Source organism: Mycolicibacter algericus DSM 45454 (assembly GCF_002086455.1).
GTDB classification, from domain to species: domain Bacteria; phylum Actinomycetota; class Actinomycetes; order Mycobacteriales; family Mycobacteriaceae; genus Mycobacterium; species Mycobacterium algericum.
This window is the reverse complement of sequence record NZ_MVHC01000006.1, coordinates 1-21,055: the sequence shown is the minus strand read 5'-3', so window position 1 is coordinate 21,055 and position 21,055 is coordinate 1. Positions and strand designations below refer to the sequence as shown.

The following is a 21,055-nucleotide window of genomic DNA, read 5'->3' as shown; positions in this document are numbered from 1 at the left end:
TTTGCGTCATCTCTCCAAGGCGCGTTCGGCGGCGGCGACGACGGCCGCTGCGGTGAATCCGAACTCGCGGAACAACGTCTTGTAGTCCGCGGATTCGCCGTAGTGCTCGAGCGAGACGATCTCCCCGGTGTCGCCCACCAGCTTATGCCAGCACTGCGCGACGCCGGCCTCGACCGCGACCCGTGCCGAAACGGCGGGTGGCAGCACCGCGTCGCGATACTCGGCCGGCTGCGACTCGAACCACTCCAGGCAGGTCATCGACACCACGCGTGCATTGATGTCCTTGTCCGCCAAAAGTTTCTGGGCTTCCACCGCGAGCTGCACCTCTGAGCCGGTGGCGATCAGAATCACGTCGGGTTGCTCGGCTCCGGCCCCGCCGAGCACATATCCGCCGCGTGCGACGCCGTCGGCGTCGGTGCCCTCCAGGATCGGCACCCCCTGACGGGTCAGGATCAGCCCGACCGGACCGCTGTCGGCGCCGCGGGCCAACACGGTGCGCCAGGCGTAGGCGGTCTCATTGGCGTCGGCCGGACGCACCACCGACAACTGGGGGATGGCGCGCAGCGCCGACAGGTGCTCGATCGGCTGGTGGGTGGGCCCGTCCTCGCCGAGACCGATCGAGTCGTGGGTCCACACGTAGATCGGGTCGATGTCCATCAGCGCCGCCAGCCGCACCGCGGGCCGCATGTAGTCGGAGAACTGCAGGAAGGTGCCGCCGTAGGCGCGGGTCGGGCCGTGCAGCACGATGCCCGACAGGATCGCGCCCATCGCATGCTCGCGGATCCCGAAATGCAGCGTGCGGCCGTACGGGTCCGCGGTGAAGTCCTTGGTCGAGATCGACGTCGGCCCGAAGGACTTGACGCCGTCCATGGTGGTGTTGTTGCTGCCGGCCAGATCGGCCGAGCCGCCCCACAATTCGGGAAGTTTCGGGCCCACCGCGGAGAGCACCTTGCCGGACGCGGCGCGGGTGGCCACCGCCTTGGAGCCCGGCTCCCAGGAGGGCAGCTCGGCGTCCCAGCCGTCGGGCAGCTCACCGGCGAGCAACCGGTCCAGCAGTGCCTTGCGTTCCGGCTCGCGGGCCGCCCACGCCTCGAACCCGGTCTGCCAGTCGGCGTGCGCCGCCTTGCCGCGGGCCACCAGACCCCGGGTGTGGGTGATCACGTCCTCGCGGACGTCGAAGGACTTGTCCGGGTCGAACCCGAGCACCTTCTTGGTGGCCGCGACCTCGTCGTCGCCCAGCGCCGCGCCGTGGGCGGCGCCGGTGTTCATCTTGTCCGGGGCCGGATAGCCGATGATCGTGCGCAGCGAGATGAACGACGGCTTGTCGGTGACGGCCTTGGCGTTGGCGATCGCCTCCTCGATGCCGGTGACGTTCTCGCCGCCCTCGACCTCCTGGACATGCCAGCCGTAGGCGCGGTAGCGGGCGGTGGTGTCCTCGCACATGGCGATCGCGGTGTCGTCCTCGATGGAGATCTTGTTGTGGTCGTAGAACACGATCAGGTTGCCCAGCTGCTGCACACCGGCCAGCGAGGACGCCTCGCTGGTGACCCCCTCCTGGATGTCGCCGTCGGAGGCGATCACGTAGATGTAGTGGTCGAACGGGCTCTCGCCCGGGGCGGCGTCGGGGTCGAACAGCCCGCGCTCGTAGCGAGCGGCCATCGCCATCCCGACCGCCGATGCCAGACCCTGGCCCAGCGGGCCGGTGGTGATCTCCACGCCGGTGGTGTGGCGGAACTCCGGGTGCCCGGGGGTCTTGGAGCCCCAGGTGCGCAGCGCCTCGAGGTCGGACAGCTCCAGCCCGAAGCCGCCGAGGTAGAGCTGGATGTACAGCGTCAGGCTGGAGTGCCCGCAGGACAGCACGAACCGGTCGCGGCCCAGCCAGTGCGTGTCGGCGGGGTCGTGGCGCATGACGCGCTGGAACAGCGTGTAGGCCAGCGGCGCCAGGCTCATCGCCGTGCCGGGGTGGCCGCTCCCGCACTTCTGGACCGCATCGGCGGCCAGCACCCGAGCCGTGTCGACCGCGACCGAGTCGATCTCGGCCCAGTCGGCGGGGTGGTGCGGGCGGGTCAGGGCGGAGATCTCTGCAGCAGTGGTCACGAACGTCCTCAATAGTCGACAAGCCTGGTTGGTTCTCACCCTAATGCGGGCACGGGCAGTGTTGCAGGTCGGCGTCGGCGTGTGGATTACCCGTGAATCGACCCTGGGATTCGGTCGACGCGGCAGTGCGGTCTACCATCGTCCGTAGTAGACGCCGGCGTCGCTGCTGCCATCTGAGGAGTCATCACGTGAGTATTCGGGAGCGCGCCGCGCCGCGCCGAATACGCGCCGTACGTAGCACCCTGTTGGCGTACCTGTCGCTGACCAAGCCGCGGATCATCGAGTTGTTGCTGGTCACGACCATCCCGGCGATGCTGCTGGCGGACCGCGGCACGGTGAATCCGCTGCTGATCTTCAACACGCTCATCGGCGGGATGCTGGCCGCCGCGGGCGCCCACGCGCTGAACTGCGTCGTCGACGCCGACATCGACAAGGTGATGAAGCGCACCGCGCGCCGGCCGCTGGCCCGCGACGCGGTACCGACCCGGAACGCGCTGGTCTTCGGCCTGGTGCTCGGCGCCATCTCCTTCGTCTGGCTGTGGCGGTTCACCAACCTGATGTCGGGCCTGCTGGCGGTGGCCACTATCGCCTTCTACGTGCTGGTCTATTCGATGCTGCTCAAGCGGCACACCTCGCAGAACGTGGTGTGGGGCGGTGCGGCCGGCTGCATGCCGGTGGTGATCGGCTGGTCTGCGGTGACCGGCACCGTCGGCTGGCAGGCGCTGGTGATGTTCGCCGTCATCTTCTTCTGGACGCCACCGCACACCTGGGCTCTGGCCATGCGCTACAAGGATGACTATGCGGCGGCGGGGGTGCCGATGCTGCCGGTGGTCGCCAGCGAGCGTGTCGTCACCCACCGCATCGTGGTCTACACCTGGGCGACGGTGATCGCGACGCTGGCGCTGGTGCCGGCTGCGGGGTGGCTGTACGCCTCGGTCGCGTTCCTGGCCGGCGTCTGGTTCCTGACCATGGCCCACCAGCTCTACGCCGGGGTGCGCCGCGGCGAGCCGGTCAAACCGCTGCGGCTTTTCCTGCAGTCGAACAACTACCTGGCGGTGGTGTTCTGCGCCCTGGCGGTGGACTCGGCCATCGGCCTGCCCACCCTGTTCTGAGTCCTCGGCGGTTGCCGGCCGGCCCACCGATCTCCCAGCGTGCCCCCAGGTAACGCGAGGGTGGAGCACCTTGCGCCGACGGCGGCGGCGGGTATGCAATCGCCAATGAAAATCATATTCAATAGTTCGGTGGATGCCCCGCGATGACCGCGCCGGCGCCGGTCTGGATGGCATCTCCCCCGGAGGTGCACTCGGCGCTGTTGAGCACCGGAGCGGGACCCGGCCCACTGTTGGCGGCGGCCGCGGCCTGGTCGGCCATGGGCGCGCCGGAACGCTGGGTTTCGCCGGCAACGCGGCCAACGGGCGATCCACCGCGGCGGGGATGGCCCGGTTGGACGGTGCGTTCGGCAACGGGCCGCGGCAGCCGATGGTGCCGGGCAGCTGGGACGCCGACGGCGACAAGCCTTAAAGTTCGGGTACCCGAAAAACAAAGTTCCCATGCAGTAAACTCGGTGGTTGTGCCAGGGGTATGGATGGCGTCGCCGCCGGAGGTGCATTCGGCGTTGTTGAGCGCCGGGCCGGGAGCGGGGCCGTTGTTGGCGGCGGCGGCGGCGTGGTCGTCGTTGAGCGCCGAGTACACGGCGGTCGCCGAGGAATTGACCGCGGTGCTGGCCACCGTCGAAGCCGGGGCGTGGCAGGGGCCCGCCGCGGACTCCTATCTGGGCGCCCACGCGCCGTACCTGGCCTGGCTGAGCCACGCCGCCGCGGACAGTGCGGCGGCCGCCGCGCAGTGCCAGACCGCGGCGGCGGCCTACAACGCTGCGTTGGCGGCCATGCCGACGCTTCCGGAGCTGGCCGCCAATCACGCGGTGCACGGCGTGCTGGTGGCGACCAACTTCTTCGGCATCAACACCATTCCGATCGCGGTCAACGAAGCCGACTACCTCCGGATGTGGGTGCAGGCCGCCACCACGATGTCGACCTACCAGGCGGTGGCGGGTTCGGCGGTAGCCGCCGCGCCGCACACCGCGGTGGCGCCGCAGATTCAGCGAGCTGCCGCCAGCTCCGAGCAGCCGCAGTGGCAGAACCCGTTGCAGGGGCTGCTCGATGTCCTCGAGCCGATCCTGAAAAGCCTGGGGATACAAGACGGTGTCACCGCCCATGACCCGATGATCTCCAACGCCTTCACCACCGCCGTCTCGCATTTCCTGCAGAACCTCGGGATCCATTGGGACCCGGCCGCCGGCACCCTCAATGGTTATGCCTACGACTACTATTCCAATGCCGCCCAACCGATCTGGTACCTCGCGCGGACCCTGGAACTGTTCGAGGACTTCACCTACATGGCGCAGGACCCGACCCGGATCATCCCGGCGCTGCAATATCTCGCGGCCCTGGCCCTGTTCGACTGGCCGACCCACATCGCCCAATTGGCCACCGCGATCAGCCAGTCGCCGGCGATGGTGGCGGCCGCCGCCGGCGCGGTGGTGGCGCCTGTCGGATCGCTGGGCGGGCTGGCCGGCCTGGCCGGATTGGGTGCGCCGGCGTCACCGGTCGGCGTTCCCGCCACGCCGTTGTCCCCGGTGATCACCGTCGAGGCGACCGTGGTCGGCCCGGCCGTCCCGGTCGCGCCGCCGCCGCCCGCGCCGCCACCGCCGGCCCCCGCCACCGCCGGCGCCGCACCGGCCGCTGCGGCACCGCCGCCCCCCGCGCCGGCACCGGCCAGCTCGTTTGCGTTTCCCTACCTGATCGGCGGCGGCCCGGGAATCGATTTCGGGTCGGGGCTCGGCGCCCGAACCGGGGCCGCGGCGGGCGCCAAGAAGAAGACGCCCACCCCGGAAGCCGCAGCGGCCGTGGCAGTCGCGGATTCCCGACGGGCGGCCCGGCGCCGCCGGCGCAAGACCCGGGCCGGCCACGAAGATGCCGCGATGGCGCCGACCGTCGGCGTGGAGCCGGAGTGGGGGCCGGACGCGGTGTCCGATCACGGCGCCGGTGAACTGGGCCGCGCCGGCGCGGTGCGCGACGACGCCGCCTGTGCCGCGGGGTTGGCGCGGTTGGGCGGGGCCGAATTCGCCGAGGGGCCGCGGCTGCCGCTGCTGCCGGAGAGCTGGCGGGCCGGCTGAGCGCGCGGACCGCGGGGTTCGTCGTTAGGGGATCAACACGATCGAACCGGTGGTCTTGCGGGCCTGAAGATCCCGGTGCGCGTCGGCGGCCTCAGCCAGCGGGTAGCGCCGGCTGACCGTCACCTCGATCGATCCTGCCGTGATCGCGTCGAACAATTCGCCTGTGCGCCAGGAGAATTCCTGCTCGCTGCGGGTGAAGTGAGCGAGGTTCGGCCGGGTCAGGTACACCGAACCGGCGGCGTTGAGCCGCTGCGGATCCACCGGGGCAACCGGTCCGCTGGCCGCGCCGAACAGCGCCAGCGTGCCCCGGACGGCCAGACTGGCCAGGCTCGCGTCGAACGTCGCCGCGCCCACGCCGTCGTACACCGCGGCGACCCCGGCGCCGTCGGTCAACTCCCGGATGCGGGCGCCGAAAGCGGCGGCGGCCGTGTCGTCCGAGCCGGGGTAGTCCAGGACCTCGGCGGCGCCGGCCGCTCGGGACAAGTCGGCTTTCGCCGGCGTCGACACGGTGGTGATCACCCGGGCGCCCAGGGCAGTGGCCCACTGGGTCAGGATCAGCCCGACCCCGCCGGCGCCGGCGTGCAGCAGCACGGTGTCGCCGGGCCGCACCGGATAGACCGATTTGATCAGGTAATGCGCCGTCAGGCCCTTGAGCAGTACGGCCGCCGCCACGTCGGAGTCGACGCCGGCCGGGATGGGCGCCACCAGCGCTGCCGGCGCCGCGCAGTACTGCGCGTACCCGCCGGTCGCGGCCGCCGTCACCACGCGGTCACCCCCGCTCAGCGTCGACACGCCCGCGCCGGTCTCGGCCACGACGCCGGCGGCCTCATTGCCGAGCACGAACGGCAACTCCGCCGGGTATATCCCGGAGCGGAAATAGGTGTCGATGTAGTTGACCCCGATGGCCTCGGACCGGATCACCACCTCCCCGGCGGCGGGGGAGGGTTGCGGCCTGTCGACCAGTTCCAAGACCTCGGGGCCGCCGGTCGCGGCGATTTCCACGGCGTGCATGGTGACTATCATCTCCGACTGTGGAGTCTGCATGAAGCTGGCCCGGCCCGATATCTTCCACCCGCGCATCGTGTTGGCGGGCGATCCGCGGCGCGACGACGACGATTCTGACCCCGGTGATGACGCCGGCCTGGTGCATGCGCTGCGACACCGCGGCCTGCACGCCCGCCGGTTGCCCTGGGACGACCCGGAAACCCTCGAGGCCGACTTGGTGATTCTGCGGTCGGCGGGCGGGGAGCCGGACCGGCGCGCCGAATTCACGGCGTGGACCAAGCGGGTGCGCAACCTGTTGAACGCCCCGGAGGTGGTGGCCTGGAACGCCGATCCCCGCTATCTGGCCGATTTGCAGTGTGACGGGGTGCCCACGGCGCCCGGCGCGGCTACGGCGCGCACGGCGCTGGTGTTCTTCGGCGCCGGCCGGTCGCATGCGTTCGGCGCCGCGGGTGCCGACCCGGACTTCGAGTTGTGGGACCTCGGCCGCGCCGCGCTGCGCGCTGCCGCCGAGCGTTTGAGCATCCGGATCGAGGAGTTGCTCTACGCGCGCGCCGAGGTGACCGGAGCCGGGGCCGACACGCGCCTGGTCGGCCTGGATCTGGTTGCGCCGGACCTGGGCTGGGGTGAACTCGGCGCTGACGACTGTGACCGCGCGCAGCGCCGATTCGCGCGGGAGGTCACCTCGGCGCTAGACCGGCTCGGGTTGGGCCCGCTCGCGCAGCGACGCCCATAGCGCCGCGGTCGCGCCGGTGACCAGCACGGCGCCCGCCACGTGGATGGTGACCAGCACCGCGGGCACCCCGGTGAAGTATTGAACGACCCCGATCAGCCCCTGCGCCAGGGTCAGCGCGGTCAACCAGGCAAGCCGGTTGGTCACCGGTTTGGCCGCTCGTACCGCAGCCAGCCCGAACGCCAGCCCCACCAGCAGTCCGAGGAAGCCGATCAGCAGCGACTCGTGCAGGTGCGCCAGCGTGACCACCTCGACCTTGAGCCGAGCGACCGTGCGGGTGGTGCTCTTGTCGCCGGCGTGCGGCCCGGCGGCGGTCACCAGGGTTCCGGTGACCAGTACCGCGGCCAGCATGACGGCGCACAGCGCGGTCAGCCGCCGCAACGGGACGGGGACCCGGTGGCGTACCACGACGGTCTCGCCGTCGGGCTCACCGACCTTGACGTACAACAGCACCGCCAGCCAGACCATCAGCATCGAGACCAGCAGGTGCACCGCCACCGTCCACCAGGCCAGCCCGGTGCGCACCGTGATGCCGCCGATGATCGCCTGCAGCACCGTGGAGGCCGGCATCAGCCAGGCGTAGACCAGCACCTCCCGGCGCCGCCGCGCCCGGATCACCGCCAGCACCGCCAGCGCCGAGGTGATGACCACCGCGAAGGTCACCATCCGGTTGCCGAACTCGATGGCCTGATGGATTCGCGGCACCTCCGAGACCGCGACCGGGACGTAGCTGCCCGGGAAACACTGCGGCCAGGTCGGGCAGCCCAGCCCGGACGCGGTGACGCGGACGATGGCTCCGCTGACCGAGATGAAGCCCTGGGTGAAGACGACGGCGGCGGCCAGCAGCCGCTGGGTGCGCAGACTGGGATCGGGCAGCAGATCCACCAGGCGCATCAGGAAGCGTGCCACGGGCCTGATCGTAGAGGATCGGTAACTACGTACCGTAGTAGGTCAGCTGAACCGGAACCAGCGCACCGCGCCGAGGCCGGCCAGCAGCCCCCACGCCACCACCACCGCGACTCCGAACCAGTCGAAGGAGACCGCCAGGGCCTGCGCCAGCGCCTCGGTGAGCGCCCCCGACGGCGTCAGCCGGGCCAGCCAGCGGACCGCGCCGGGCACCAGCTCGGTTTCCACCGTCAGCGCCGAGAACCCGCCGAACACGAACCACATCAGGTTGGCGACGGCCAGTACGATCTCGGCTCGTAGGCTGCCGCCGAGCAGCAGCCCCAACGCCGCGAAGCACGCCGTGCCCAGCGCGATGACGACCGCGCCCAGCGCCAGCCCGAGCGGTGTCGGCCGCCAGCCCAGGGCGATGCCGATCAACCCGAGCAGCACCGACTGCAACAGCACCACCGTCGCCACCGACAGCGACTTGCCGGTGATGACTCCCCATACCGGCAGTGCGGTGGCGCCCAGGCGTTTCAGCGCGCCGTAACGGCGGTCGAATGCCACCGCGATCGCCTGGCCGGTGAAGGCGGTGGCGATCACCGCCAGCGACATGATCACCGGCAGCACGGTGGTGGCGCGCTCGGCATGACCCTCGCCGAACGGGCCCAGCGGCAACACCGTCAGCCCGATCAGCAGCGTGATCGGGATGAACATCGTCAACAGCAGCTGTTCGCCGTTGCGCAGCAGCAGGGTCAGCTCGAGCCGGTACTGCGCGGCCAGCATCGCGGGCACGCCGGCCGGGCGCGGGTCGGGCGTGAAGGTGCCCGGCGGGAAGACCGGCTGGTCACTCATGGGCGCAGCTCCCGTCCGGTCAGCTCCAAGAACACATCCTCCAGGCTGCGCTGCTCCACCCGCAGCTGGGTGGCCAGCACACCCAGGCGGGCGCACCATGCGGTCACGGTCGCCAGCACCTGCGGGTCGACTGCCCCCTCGACGAGGTACTCGCCGGGTTGCGGCTCGCTGGCCCGATAGTCCTCGGGCAACGCGGTGAGCAGCAACGACAAGTCCAGTCGGGGAGGGGCGGTGAACCGCACCTGGCCCTGGGCGCCGCTGCGGGTCAACTCTGCCGGCGTGCCGGCGGCGACCACCTTGCCGTGGTCGATGATCAGCAGCCGGTCGGCCAGTTCCTCGGCCTCCCGCAGGTGGTGCGTGGTCAGCACCACGGTCACGCCGTCGCGGCGCAGCGCGTCGATCAGTTCCCACACCAGCAGCCGCGCATGGGCGTCCATGCCGGCGGTCGGCTCGTCGAGAAACACCAACTCCGGGCGACCGACCAGCGCGCAGGCCAGCGCGAGCCGCTGTTGCTGCCCGCCCGAGAGCCTGCGGTAGGTGGTGCGGGCCGCGTCGGTGAGACCCAGGGTCTCCAGCAGCCACTGCGGGTCCAGCGGGTTGGCCGAGTACGACGCCACCAGCTGGAGCATCTCGCCGGCGCGCGCCGCGGGGTAGCCGCCGCCGCCCTGCAGCATCACCCCGATGCGTTCGCGCAGCCGGTCGTTGTCGGCGATCGGGTCCAGCCCCAGGACCTCGATGGTGCCGGCGTCGGGGCGCACGAAGCCCTCGCACATCTCGACCGTCGTGGTCTTGCCGGCGCCGTTCGGGCCCAGCAGCGCGAACACTTCGGCGGTGTGGACCTCCAGATCGAGGCCGGCGACCGCCTCGGTCGCCGTCGGACCGGCCCCGTAGCGCTTACGCACGCCGCGCAACCGCACCGCCACAGCTGAGCTCACGGAGAATCAGCGTAAGCGTCGGCGACGGGGGCGGACCGCGGGGTCGGCCCCGCCAGCGGCTCACCATCGGGTCGGCCGCCCTCGGCGGGCAACTCCCGCCACGGCAGGTGCCGGTAGGTCAGCAGGAACAACGCCAGCACCACCACGGCGCTGGCCAGCGTGGCGTCCACGATCTGGAACAGCGCGAAACGATCACCGTTGGCGGTTGGGCCGAAGATGCCGACCACCAGCGTCACCGCGATCACCGCGATCCGGAAGCTCGGCCGGGTCGCCCAGGCGGCGAGCGGGATGATCGCCCACAGCAGGTACCAGGGCTGCACCACCGGGAACAGCAGCACTGTGATGCCGAGTGCGACGCCGAGCCCGCCGACCGGATGCAGCCGGCCCTGGAAGACCACCAGCAGCAGCCAGATGACCATGACCGCGATGATCAGCACGCCGATGCCACGGGTCAGCGACAACACGGCGGTGGTGTGATCGCCCAGGCCCAGCAGGGTCCCGACCTGGCCGGTGCCGAGGGCGATCAGGGTCGGCGGCGACATCCAGCTGCGGACCACGTTGGCGGTGCCCAGAGTGTGGACCCAGCCGAAGCCCAGCCCGCTGGCCCAGCCGATCAGCCCCATCACGGCCGCCGCCAGGGCACCGGTGCCGACGCCGGCGAGCAGGAATGCCCGCAGGTCGCCGCCCCAGCGCCAGCCCAGGGCCATCGCCACGAATCCGAGCGCCAGCAGCGACGGCAGCTTGACCTGCGACGACATCGCGATCAGGACCGCCCCGGTGAGCAGTTCGGCCAACGGCGCCCAGTCCTGCGGCTGGCGCCACCGGCTCGGCAGCAGCGGTTTGGCCGCGGTGATCCCGCGCAGCGCGAACTCGGTGCCGGTCAGCATCAGGCCGAGCATCAGCGCCTCATTGTGGATACCGGCGACCAGGTGCATCAACAGCAGCGGGTTGGCCGCACCCAGCCACAGGGCGCTGACCTCGGCCACCCCGCACCGTGCCGCCAGCCGCGGCACCGCCCACACGATCAGCCCCACGCCGGCCAGCACCACCACCCGGTGGCACAGCACCGCGGTGACGATGTTCTCGCCGGTCAGCGCCGATATTCCCCGGCCGATCCACAAGAAGAGTGGGCCATAGGGGGCCGGTGTCTCGCGCCACAGGCTCGGCACCGACAGGGTGAACACGTGGTCCAGGCCGAGGGCCGGCGCCGGGCCCACCCGGTAGGGGTCCAGCCCCAGCCGGGAGATCTGGCTCTGCGCCAGGTAGGAGTAGACGTCCTTGCTGTACATCGGCGGCGCGACCAGCAACGGCAGCATCCACAGCAACAGCGTGCGGTCGAGTTGGCTGCGGGACATCCGGCGGCCCGGCCCGCCCGAGGACAGCGCGAAGCGGCCCAGCATCAGCCAGGCCAGGGCCATCATCACCGCGCCGGTGGTGGTCATGGTCAGCGCCACCGTCTGCAGCCGTGAAGGCAGGTTCAGCAGCCGTACCCCGAAGGTCGGGTCCTGGACCACCGGCCGGGCGCCCGCCCCGAGCGCACCGATGCCCATCAACACCGTGCCGGTGGCCCCGAACAGCCGGGTGCGCCGCAGCGCGACGAGTTCGGCAGCGTTGAGGGGGGCGCCGACGGTGCGCTCGTCGCCGTGCAGGTGGGCGATCGAGCTGCTCAGCGAGTGCCGGCGGGCTGCCATCCCAGCAGCGTAACGGCCCACGGTGCGGCGACCGGCAGGAGCGCGCTGTGACCAGCGTTACCATCGATTCGTGCCGAACTGAGGTAACCCTTTCTGGACCTGGCCGCCGAATTGCGTCACACTGGTGTTGTGAAATTCAAGGCTGAGGCCAACGCCGCATCCCAAACCGCCGGGCAGCGCCCCGGCGGTGCGGTTTCGGCTGCGCCTCAACCGGCCGCCGAGTTCGCCGGCAGCCATGATTCGTCCGAGGGCCGCACCCGCCAGGCGGTGGTGCGCCTGCTGATGGAGTCCGGTTCGATCACCGCCGGTGACATCGGCGCTCGGCTGGGCTTGTCGGCAGCCGGCGTGCGGCGCCACCTCGACGCGCTGATCGAGCTGGGCGACGCCGAGGCGCATGCGCCGGCGGCCTGGCAGCAGGTGGGTCGCGGCAGGCCGGCCAAGCGGTACCAGCTCACCGACGCCGGCCGGGGCAAGCTCGGGCACCGCTATGACGACCTCGCCGTGGCGGCGATGCGTCAGCTGCGCGAGATCGGCGGCGAGGATGCGGTGGTGGCCTTCGCCCGGCAGCGCATCGACAGCATTCTGTCCGAGGTCGCGGCCGTGGCCGCCGAGGGCGACTCCGCCACCGACGGGGATCTCGAGGCGACCGCCGAACGCATCGCCGCGGCGCTGACCGAGGCCGGCTACGCCGCCAGCACCGCGCGGGTGGACGGCGGTGTCCCGGGGGTGCAGATCCTGCAGCATCATTGCCCGGTGGCCAACGTCGCCAAAGAGTTCCCGGAGCTATGCCGCGCCGAGCGGCAGGCGATGGCCGAGGTGCTGGGCACCCACGTGCAGCGGTTGGCGACCATCGCCGACGGCGGGTACGTCTGCACCACCCACGTACCCCTGACCATCAAGAGCGCCAAGTCCGCCAGGGTCGGCAAAACCACCAAAGCCGGCCGGGCCGGCACCGCCGCAAAAAAGCAATAACAGCACCGATCGACCTTCGGCGCGGAGCCTGCGCCGAAGCCATCACGAGCACTGAAGGGGCGTCACCATGACACTCACACCGGAGGCCACCGCAGCAGCGGCCGAGCCCACCCAGGAAGAGACGATCGCGTCGCTGGGCCGGTACGAATACGGTTGGGCCGACACCGATGCCGCCGGTGCCGCCGCGCAGCGTGGCCTGTCCGAGGATGTGGTCCGCGACATCTCGGCGAAGAAGAACGAGCCGGAGTGGATGCTCGAGGCCCGGTTGCGCGCCTACCGCACATTCATGAAGAAGCCGATGCCCAACTGGGGCTCGGATCTGTCCGGCATCGACTTCGACAACATCAAGTACTTCGTCCGGTCCACCGAGAAGCAGGCCCAGACCTGGGATGACCTGCCCGAGGACATCCGCAACACCTACGACCGGCTGGGCATCCCGGAGGCCGAGAAGCAGCGCTACATCGGCGGGGTCGCGGCCCAGTACGAATCCGAGGTGGTCTACCACAAGATCCGCGAGGACCTGGAGGCCCAGGGCGTGGTCTTCCTGGACACCGACACCGCGCTGCGGGAGCACGAGGAGCTGTTCCGGGAGTACTTCGCCACCGTCATCCCGGCCGGCGACAACAAGTTCTCGGCGCTGAACACCGCGGTGTGGAGCGGCGGCTCGTTCATCTACGTGCCGAAGGGTGTGCACGTCGACATCCCGCTGCAGGCCTACTTCCGGATCAACACCGAGAACATGGGCCAGTTCGAGCGCACCCTGATCATCGTCGACGAGGACGCCTACGTGCACTACATCGAGGGCTGCACCGCCCCGGTGTACTCGAGTGACTCGCTGCACTCGGCGGTGGTGGAGATCATCGTCAAGCCGCGCGGCCGATGCCGCTACACCACCATCCAGAACTGGTCGGTCAACGTCTACAACCTGGTCACCAAGCGGGCGCGGGCCGAAGAGGGCGCCACCATGGAGTGGGTCGACGGCAACATCGGCTCCAAGGTCACCATGAAGTACCCGGCGGTGTGGATGACCGGTGAGCACGCCAAGGGCGAGGTGCTCTCGGTGGCGTTCGCCGGTGAGGACCAGCACCAGGACACCGGCGCCAAGATGCTGCACCTGGCACCCCACACCTCGTCCAACATCGTCTCCAAGTCGGTGGCGCGCAGCGGCGGCCGATCCTCCTACCGGGGCCTGGTGGAGATCCACAAGGGCGCTCAGGGGGCGAAGTCGAGCGTGAAATGCGACGCGCTGCTGGTCGACGACGTCAGCCGCAGCGACACCTACCCCTACGTCGACATCCGCGAGGACGACGTCACCGTGGGCCACGAGGCCACCGTGTCGAAGGTCAGTGAGAACCAGTTGTTCTACCTGATGAGCCGCGGCCTGACCGAGGACGAGGCGATGGCGATGGTGGTGCGCGGCTTCGTCGAGCCGATCGCCAAGGAACTGCCGATGGAATACGCGCTGGAACTCAACAAGCTGATCCAGCTGCAGATGGAAGGCTCGGTGGGCTAGTGGCTTCGACTGACCTGCGGCCGGCCTCGCCGACCAACCTGACCGAGGCCGCCGAAGGCATCAACAAAGGGGAGCAGTTCACCTCGTTCGACGTGGACGCCTTTGAGGTGCCGCACGGCCGCGACGAGATCTGGCGGTTCACCCCGCTGCGCCGGCTGCGCGGCCTGCACGACGGTTCGGCGGTGGCCGACGCATCGGCGGCCATCGCCGTCACCGCGGACGCGGCGGTGCGCGTCGAGACCGTCGCGCGCGGCGACGACCGGCTCGGTGCCGCGGGTGTCCCCGCTGATCGTGTTGCCGCCCAGGCCTTCTCGGCGTTCCAGGAGGCGACGGTCCTCACCGTTCCCAAGGAAGCCGTCGTCGAGGAGCCGATCACGATCACCATCACCGGTCCCGGTGAGGGGTCGACGGCCTACGGCCATCTGCAGCTGCGCGCCGAGGAACTGTCGCGGGCCACGGTCGTGATCGACGTGCGGGGCAGCGGAAGCTACGCTGACAACGTCGAAATCGTTGTCGGCGACGCCGCGCAGCTGACGGTGGTGTGGATCGTCGATCCGGATGCCGACCTGGTGCACGTCACCATGCACCACGCGGTGCTGGGCAAGGATGCGGTGTTGCGTCACAGCGCAATCCAGCTGGGCGGCGAACTGGTGCGGCTGACCGGGCGGGTCCGCTACGACGGCCCCGGTGGTGACGCCGAGCTGCTCGGCCTGTACTTCGCCGACGACGGTCAGCACCTGGAATCACGGCTGCTGGTCGACCACAGCCAGCCCAACTGTCGTTCCAATGTGCTCTACAAGGGCGCATTGCAGGGCGAGGCGGGTTCGTCTCTTCCGGACGCCCGCACCGTTTGGGTCGGAGATGTGCTGATCCGGGCAACCGGTGTGGGAACAGACAGTTTCGAGGTGAACCGCAACCTGGTGCTGGCCGACGGCGCTCGCGCGGACTCGATCCCGAACCTGGAGATCGAGACCGGCGAGATCGTGCAGGCCGGCCACGCCAGCGCGACCGGCCGGTTCGATGACCTGCAGCTGTTCTATCTGCAGTCGCGTGGCATCCCCGAGGATCAGGCCCGGCGCCTGATCGTGCGCGGTTTCTTCGGCGAGATCATCTCCAAGATCCCGGTTCCGTCCGTCCAAGAACGCCTCACCGAGGCCGTCGAGCGCGAACTCGCCATCACCGAGAACAAGTAACGACTTAAAGGACACCAAACAGCAATGAGCACACTGGAAATCAAGGACCTGCACGTGAGCGTGTCGCCGGGCGGCGCCGGCGACGACGGCGCGGCGGCGATCCCGATCCTGCACGGCGTCGACCTGACGGTGAACTCCGGTGAGACACATGCCTTGATGGGCCCGAACGGCTCGGGCAAGTCGACCCTGTCGTACGCGATCGCCGGTCACCCCAAGTACACCGTGACCTCCGGGGCGATCACCCTCGACGGCCAGGACGTGCTGGAGATGACTGTTGATGAACGGGCCCGCGCGGGTCTTTTCCTGGCCATGCAGTATCCGGTCGAGGTGCCCGGGGTGTCGATGTCGAACTTCCTGCGCACGGCGGTGACCGCGGTGCGCGGCGAGGCCCCGAAGCTGCGCGCCTGGATCAAGGAGCAGCGCGCGGCGTTCACCGAGCTCGGTATCGATTCCGGCTTCGCCGAGCGCAACGTCAACGAGGGCTTCTCCGGCGGTGAGAAGAAGCGCCACGAGATCCTGCAGCTGAGCCTGCTCAAGCCCAAGATCGCGATCCTCGACGAGACCGACTCCGGCCTCGACGTCGACGCCCTGCGGGTGGTCAGCGAAGGGGTGCAGCGCTATCAGGAGACCGAGAACGGCGGCATCCTGCTGATCACCCACTACACCCGGATCCTGCGCTACATCCAGCCGCAGTTCGTGCACGTCTTCTCCGGTGGGCGCATCGTGGAGTCGGGCGGTCCGGAGCTGGCCGACGAGCTGGAGGAGAAGGGCTACGAACGCTTCTCCGATGCGGCGGCGGCGGGAGCGGCGGGAGCCTGAGGATGACGGTGTCCGACACGACGGTGGCGCCCGGCCGTCCGGCGGCGCCGGACCTGGCTGCGATTCGGGCGGATTTCCCGATCCTGAGCCGCGTCATGCGTGGCGGAAGCCGGCTGGCCTACCTCGATTCCGGCGCGACCTCGCAGCGTCCGCTGCCGGTGCTCGATGCCGAGCGGGAGTTTCTGCTGCACTCCAACGGCGCGGTGCACCGCGGGGCGCATCAGCTCATGGAGGAGGCCACCGACGCCTACGAGGACGGCCGATCGGCCATCGCGCAATTCGTAGGCGCCGACCCCGACGAGCTGGTGCTGACCAAGAACGCCACCGAGTCGCTGAACCTGGTGGCGTATGCGCTCGGCGACAACCGGTTCGAGTCCGCCGTCGGCCCGGGCGACGTCATCGTCACCACCGAGCTGGAGCATCACGCCAACCTGATTCCGTGGCAGGAACTGGCCCGGCGCACCGGGGCGACGCTGCAGTGGTACGAGGTGACGCCCGACGGGCGGATCGACCTGGATTCGCTCAAGCTCGATGAGCGAGTCAAAGTCGTTGCCTTCACTCATCACTCGAATGTGACCGGCGCGCTGGCGCCGGTCGCCGAGCTGGTGTCGCGAGCCCGCGCAGTGGGCGCCGTCACTGTGTTGGACGCCTGCCAGTCGGTGCCGCACCAGCCGGTCGACCTGCACGGGCTGGGCGTCGATTTCGCCGCATTCTCCGGTCACAAGATGCTGGGCCCCACCGGAATCGGCGTGCTCTACGGCCGGCGCGAGCTGTTGACGGCGCTGCCGCCGTTCCTCACCGGCGGATCGATGATCGAGACCGTGACGATGTCGTCGAGCAGCTATGCGCCGCCGCCACAACGTTTCGAGGCCGGCACGCCGATGACCTCGCAGGTGGTCGGCCTGGCCGCGGCCGCGCGTTACCTGGATGCCATCGGGATGGACGTGGTGGAAGCCCACGAGCACGAGTTGGTGGCCGCCGCCCTCGAGGGCCTCGCCGGTATCGACGGGGTACGCGTGATCGGGCCGACGACGATGACGGACCGCGGTTCTCCGGTCTCCTTCGTGATCGACGGGGTGCACGCGCACGACGTCGGCCAGGTGCTCGACGACGACGGTGTCGCGGTGCGGGTGGGCCATCACTGCGCAATGCCGTTGCACCGCAAGTTCAATGTGGCCGCCACCGCCCGCGCGTCGTTTGCGGTGTACAACACCCACGACGAGGTCGAGCGCCTGCTGGCGGGAATCCGCCGGGCCGTGAAATTCTTCGGCGGAGCGTGACCGGATGCGTCTGGAGCAGTTCTATCAGGAAGTGATCCTCGATCACTACAAGCATCCGCAGCACCGCGGGCTGCGGGAGCCGTACGGGGCCGAGGTGTACCACGTCAACCCGACGTGCGGCGACGAATTGACCTTGCGGGTGGCGGTCTCCGATGACGGCGAGCGGATCGCCGACGTCTCCTATGACGGCCAGGGCTGCTCGATCTCGCAGGCGGCCACCTCGGTGCTGGCCTCCGAGGTGATCGGATTGACTGTGCCCCAAGCGTTGACGAAGTTCGACGCGTTCCACGAGATGATCTCGTCGCGGGGGACCGTGGCCGGCGACGAGGAAGTGCTCGGCGACGGCGTCGCCTTCGCCGGGGTGGCCAAGTACCCGGCGCGGGTCAAGTGCGCGCTGCTGGGCTGGATGGCGTTCAAAGACGCGTTGGCGCAGGCGCTCGCCAAGATGGAAGAAAACACGCTGGCATGAGCCAGTGGCGACAATCCAGGAGATGAAGCAATGAGCGAAACCGGACCGGACGAGCTACTCGCCGAGGTCGAAGAGTCGATGCACGACGTCATCGACCCCGAGATCGGCATCAACGTCATGGACCTGGGGCTGGTCTATGACTTGTCGATCCGGCAGGACGAGGAAGGTGCCGCCGCGGTGGTGACCATGACGCTCACCTCGCCGGCCTGCCCGCTGCAGGACATGATCGCCGAGCAGGTGGAGAACGCGACCGTGGGTGCGGGGCTGGTGAAAAAGCTGGACCTCAGCTGGGTCTGGGAGCCGGCCTGGGGTCCGGACAAGATCACCGACGAGGGCCGCGAGATGATGCGCGCCGTCGGCTTTACCGTCTGAGCACTGCCACGTGTTCTGGCTGTGCCGGACCTGCGGTGTCGAGCATGCCGCGACGCCGGAGGTCTGTGCCATCTGCGCCGACGAGCGGCAATGGGTGCCGGCCGACGGTCAGCGGTGGGCGACGCTTGAGGAGCTGGCCGGCGAGGGGGTTCGATCCACCGTCGCCGTCCTCGAACCCGGCCTGATCGCGATCGGCAGCACGCCACCGCTGGGCATCGGCCAACTGGGCAAGCTGGTGTGCACCTGTGACGGCAATGTGTTGTGGGATCCCTCGGGTTTCCTCGACGATGCCGCGGTGGCCGCGGTGACCGAGCACGGCCCGGTCGCCGCGATCGTCGCGAGTCACCCGCACATGTTCGGCGCGCAGGTGCAGTGGAGCCACCGCCTCGGTGGGGTGCCGGTATACGTCAATGCCGCCGACGCGCAATGGGTGATGCGGCCCGATCCGGTGATCCGCTACTGGTCGGACCGGTTGCAGCCGGCGGCCGGGCTGACGGTGGTGCAGGTGGGCGGCCACTTTCCCGGCAGCGCGGTGGCCTGCTGGGATGACGGCGCCGACGGCCGTGGCGTGCTGCTGGTCGGCGACACCGTCTTCCCGAACCCGGACCGGCGCACGGTGGCCTTCCTGCGAAGCTATCCGAACCGGATCCCGCTGTCGGCCGCCGTTGTGCAGCGGATGGCCGGCACCTTGGCCGAGCTGCGATTCGACCGGATATACGGCCTCTTGGACAACGTCATCGACGCCGACGGCGCGGCAGCGATCCGATTCTCCGCCGACCGGCATGCCGCCTGGGTGCGCGGCGATCACGACGATTTGACCTGATGCCGGAGCCACGGGTGGCTGGGCGGGCGCGTGATGGTCGCTGCCATACTCGTCGCGTGAACCGCGTAAGGCCTTTGGCGGCGGTCGACTGCGACTGGGAAGAGCGGACAGGGTGACGACGAGCAGGCGACGGTTCATGGTCGGCATGGCGGCCGCCGCGGCCGGTACGGCGGTGGGCGGGCTGGCCGGCTGCGGATCCCGGGGACCCGGGGCCGACACCATCTTCATCGGCGGCCCGGTCGTGACCGTGACGCCCGGGCGTCCCGAAGTCGAAGCGCTGGCGGTCACCGGCGCCCGGATCAGTATGGTCGGCACCGCCGAGGAGGTGCTGCGGCTGCGGGGATCAGAGACCACCGTGGTGGACCTGCGCGGGCGGGCGTTGCTGCCGGCGTTCGTGGAGCCACACGGTCACCCGTTCGAAATGGGCACCACGCTGGCCCCGCCGGCCATCGATGTGCGTCCGTTCACGGTCTCGACTGCCGGCGGCGTGTTCGCGAAGCTGACCGAGGCCGTGGCCGACACGCCGAAGGGCCAGCCGATCCTGCTCAACGGTGTCGACCCGCTGCTGCAGACCGGGCTGCAGTCGTTCACCCGCACCGAGCTGGACCGGCTGGCACCGCAGAACCCCGTGGTGATCATCACCAACAGCGGTCACGCCGGCTATGGCAACACCGCCGCGTTCGCCGCGGCTGGCATCACCAAGACCACGCCCAACCCGCCCGGCGCCCGGTACCTGCGCGGACCCGACGGCCAGCTGACCGGCGAGGTGCGCGAGGCTGCGGCGCTGTTGGCGCTCACCGCGCCGTTCTCCGGGGCGATCATGGCCAACGCCGGCGACAACCTGCGCTGGGCGTACGCTCAGCTCGCCCGCGCGGGCATCGCGACCGCCACCGAGCACTCCTACGATGCGCGTAGCCAGTCCGAGGTGTTCGGCAAGCTCGCCCAGCAGGCCGACTGCGCGATCCGGGTCCGCGCCTACGAGATCGGTACGCCTGAGCTTGCCGACGACTCTGACAACAGGCGGGGCAAGCGGGCCGGGGCCGACGTGCTGTTCGACAAGATCGGCATGAAGATCTGGGCCGACGGGTCACCGTGGCAGGGCAATATCTTCACCACGTTCCCGTACCTGACCAACGCGACGACGGCGAGCATGGGGCTGGGCCGCGACCACCGCGGCGGCATGAACTACAGCCCCGAACAGATCCAGCAGCTGACGGCGGCCTTCATCGACCAACGCTGGCAGGTGTCCTGCCACGTGCAGGGCGACGCCGCCATCGACGTCGTGCTGGACGCCTTCGAGCAGGCCCGCGTGCCACCGGCACTGCGTCCCCGGATCGAACACGTCGGTGCCATGCGACCCGATCAGTTCGCCCGGGCCGCGCAGCTGGGCGTCACCCCGAGCATGTTCATCGAACACATCTATTTCTGGGGAGATGTATTGGTGGATAAGCTGTTCGGTCCCGATCACGGAGCGCATTGGATGTCGGCCCGGTCCGCGCTGGACGCCGGACTGCGGTTGTCGTTTCACAACGACGGCACCGTCACCCCGCCCGACCCGCTCGGCAATATCGCCACCGCGGTGAACCGGATCGCCAAGGGCAGCGGCCGGGTGCTGGCCCCCGAGCAGCGCATCGGTGTCGACGCCGCGATCCGGGCCCAGACGCTGAACGCCGCCTGGCAGCTGCGGCTGGACACCGAGATCGGCAGCCTGGAGGCCGGCAAGTACGCCGATCTGGTGGTGCTGTCGCAGAACCCACGGCGTGTCCCGCCGACCGAGTTGCGTGACGTGGCGGTCGAGGCGACCTATCTGATGGGCCGGCAGACCTACGGCAAGGTGCTGGGGTAGCGGGCGTAGCCCCGGCCCTCCGTAACTCGGGGAAACGACGAGGCGTTGTGCCCGCCTATACACGACAAGGTTGGGCCAGTGTCTTAATGGATCTGGTAGCCGATGCGTTCGGCGGCGGCCTGCGCTATCGACCACACCAGCGGGTCGGCCAACGCGCGGGAAAAAGCAGGGGAGCCGGGCAGTGAGTCCCTGGCGGTGTTCCATAACACGATGTTTCGGCCCCCGGTCATCGTCGACGGGACGGCGAGACCGTCGAGGTGTGGCCAGGTGAGATGGATCGCGCGTGCCCAAGAGCGGCAGGTTGCCCGGGAGCCCGCCGGTCGCGCCCCGTGGGGTGGTGTAAGTAGGGCCAGCGTTTCCGCGTGAGGCTCTGTGGTTTTCACTATGCCGTGAGA

Annotated in this window: 20 protein-coding genes and 1 pseudogene; 14 read left to right on the top strand and 7 right to left on the bottom strand. The window is 69.8% G+C overall.

Annotated elements, in window-relative coordinates; genetic code table 11:
* Window positions 1–6: 6 nt before the first annotated feature.
* On the bottom strand, window positions 7–2,097 hold the full coding sequence (tkt, locus tag BST10_RS07950) for a transketolase (protein WP_083037361.1): 2,091 nt from the start codon (window positions 2,095–2,097) through the stop codon (window positions 7–9).
* Window positions 2,098–2,285: 188 nt separating this feature from the next.
* Between tkt and BST10_RS07945 the strand changes: the two genes are divergently transcribed.
* From BST10_RS07945 to BST10_RS07935, 4 genes and pseudogenes are all read left to right on the top strand, one after another.
* Window positions 2,286–3,209: a heme o synthase gene (locus BST10_RS07945; RefSeq protein ID WP_083037360.1), complete on the top strand. Its 924-nt coding sequence runs from the start codon at window positions 2,286–2,288 to the stop codon at window positions 3,207–3,209.
* A 143-nt stretch (window positions 3,210–3,352) separates the two neighbouring features.
* Window positions 3,353–3,469: pseudogene (locus BST10_RS07940) on the top strand (PPE domain-containing protein); the annotation flags it as partial.
* A 62-nt stretch (window positions 3,470–3,531) separates the two neighbouring features.
* Entirely contained in the window at window positions 3,532–3,618 is an 87-nt protein-coding gene (locus tag BST10_RS23750) for a hypothetical protein (RefSeq protein WP_235673727.1), read from the top strand.
* 64 nt (window positions 3,619–3,682) lie between these two features.
* Window positions 3,683–5,272 (top strand): PPE family protein, encoded by a 1,590-nt coding sequence (locus tag BST10_RS07935; RefSeq protein WP_083037477.1) that lies wholly within the window; start codon window positions 3,683–3,685, stop codon window positions 5,270–5,272.
* 24 nt (window positions 5,273–5,296) lie between these two features.
* On the opposite strand, the gene BST10_RS07930 is transcribed toward BST10_RS07935, so the two are convergent.
* Window positions 5,297–6,283, bottom strand: coding sequence for a quinone oxidoreductase family protein (locus BST10_RS07930; RefSeq protein WP_083037476.1), 987 nt, complete (start codon window positions 6,281–6,283; stop codon window positions 5,297–5,299).
* Window positions 6,284–6,314: 31 nt separating this feature from the next.
* On the opposite strand from BST10_RS07930, the gene BST10_RS07925 reads away from it, so the two are divergent.
* Window positions 6,315–7,010, top strand: coding sequence for a hypothetical protein (locus tag BST10_RS07925; RefSeq protein ID WP_083037359.1), 696 nt, complete (start codon window positions 6,315–6,317; stop codon window positions 7,008–7,010).
* On the opposite strand, the gene BST10_RS07920 is transcribed toward BST10_RS07925, so the two are convergent.
* Genes BST10_RS07920 through mptB form a run of 4 tightly spaced genes read right to left on the bottom strand, consistent with a single transcriptional unit; the run spans window position 6,966 to window position 11,373 of the window.
* Window positions 6,966–7,901: a COX15/CtaA family protein gene (locus BST10_RS07920; RefSeq protein ID WP_041319894.1), complete on the bottom strand. Its 936-nt coding sequence runs from the start codon at window positions 7,899–7,901 to the stop codon at window positions 6,966–6,968. The two genes, BST10_RS07925 and BST10_RS07920, sit on opposite strands and share 45 nt — an antisense overlap.
* A gap of 57 nt (window positions 7,902–7,958) precedes the next feature.
* Window positions 7,959–8,747 carry an ABC transporter permease gene (locus BST10_RS07915; RefSeq protein WP_083037358.1) on the bottom strand — a complete coding sequence of 263 codons (789 nt, stop codon included), beginning with the start codon at window positions 8,745–8,747 and terminating at the stop codon, window positions 7,959–7,961.
* Window positions 8,744–9,682 (bottom strand): ABC transporter ATP-binding protein, encoded by a 939-nt coding sequence (locus BST10_RS07910; RefSeq protein ID WP_109559447.1) that lies wholly within the window; start codon window positions 9,680–9,682, stop codon window positions 8,744–8,746. Before BST10_RS07910 ends, BST10_RS07915 begins: the two co-directional genes overlap by 4 nt.
* The gene (mptB, locus tag BST10_RS07905) at window positions 9,679–11,373 is read right to left on the bottom strand and encodes a polyprenol phosphomannose-dependent alpha 1,6 mannosyltransferase MptB (protein ID WP_083037357.1); all 1,695 of its coding nucleotides are present in this window, start codon (window positions 11,371–11,373) and stop codon (window positions 9,679–9,681) included. The genes BST10_RS07910 and mptB overlap by 4 nt, the downstream gene beginning before the upstream one ends.
* Before the next feature lie 267 nt (window positions 11,374–11,640).
* Here mptB and BST10_RS07900 point away from each other — a divergent pair, with 267 nt between their 5' ends.
* The 9 genes from BST10_RS07900 (at window position 11,641) to BST10_RS07860 (ending at window position 20,660) form a co-directional block, all read left to right on the top strand.
* A complete protein-coding gene (locus BST10_RS07900; RefSeq protein WP_264079540.1) occupies window positions 11,641–12,345 on the top strand; it encodes a helix-turn-helix transcriptional regulator in 705 nt (234 codons plus the stop codon).
* Between the two features lie 67 nt (window positions 12,346–12,412).
* Window positions 12,413–13,858 carry a Fe-S cluster assembly protein SufB gene (sufB, locus tag BST10_RS07895; protein ID WP_083037355.1) on the top strand — a complete coding sequence of 482 codons (1,446 nt, stop codon included), beginning with the start codon at window positions 12,413–12,415 and terminating at the stop codon, window positions 13,856–13,858.
* Entirely contained in the window at window positions 13,858–15,051 is a 1,194-nt protein-coding gene (gene sufD, locus BST10_RS07890) for a Fe-S cluster assembly protein SufD (protein WP_205277398.1), read from the top strand. Before sufB ends, sufD begins: the two co-directional genes overlap by 1 nt.
* Before the next feature lie 24 nt (window positions 15,052–15,075).
* The gene (gene sufC, locus BST10_RS07885) at window positions 15,076–15,870 is read left to right on the top strand and encodes a Fe-S cluster assembly ATPase SufC (RefSeq protein WP_083037354.1); all 795 of its coding nucleotides are present in this window, start codon (window positions 15,076–15,078) and stop codon (window positions 15,868–15,870) included.
* Between the two features lie 2 nt (window positions 15,871–15,872).
* On the top strand, window positions 15,873–17,150 hold the full coding sequence (locus BST10_RS07880) for a cysteine desulfurase (RefSeq protein WP_083037353.1): 1,278 nt from the start codon (window positions 15,873–15,875) through the stop codon (window positions 17,148–17,150).
* A gap of 4 nt (window positions 17,151–17,154) precedes the next feature.
* Complete coding sequence (gene sufU / locus BST10_RS07875) at window positions 17,155–17,619, top strand: Fe-S cluster assembly sulfur transfer protein SufU (RefSeq protein WP_083037352.1); 465 nt, start codon at window positions 17,155–17,157, stop codon at window positions 17,617–17,619.
* A gap of 30 nt (window positions 17,620–17,649) precedes the next feature.
* Window positions 17,650–17,991 (top strand): metal-sulfur cluster assembly factor, encoded by a 342-nt coding sequence (locus tag BST10_RS07870; RefSeq protein WP_083037351.1) that lies wholly within the window; start codon window positions 17,650–17,652, stop codon window positions 17,989–17,991.
* Between the two features lie 10 nt (window positions 17,992–18,001).
* On the top strand, window positions 18,002–18,814 hold the full coding sequence (locus BST10_RS07865) for an MBL fold metallo-hydrolase (protein ID WP_083037350.1): 813 nt from the start codon (window positions 18,002–18,004) through the stop codon (window positions 18,812–18,814).
* Between the two features lie 112 nt (window positions 18,815–18,926).
* On the top strand, window positions 18,927–20,660 hold the full coding sequence (locus BST10_RS07860; protein WP_371869114.1) for an amidohydrolase: 1,734 nt from the start codon (window positions 18,927–18,929) through the stop codon (window positions 20,658–20,660).
* Window positions 20,661–20,743: 83 nt separating this feature from the next.
* Here BST10_RS07860 and BST10_RS24270 read toward each other — a convergent pair whose 3' ends face one another.
* Complete coding sequence (locus tag BST10_RS24270) at window positions 20,744–20,890, bottom strand: hypothetical protein (RefSeq protein WP_341350367.1); 147 nt, start codon at window positions 20,888–20,890, stop codon at window positions 20,744–20,746.
* Between the last annotated feature and the right edge of the window lie 165 nt (window positions 20,891–21,055).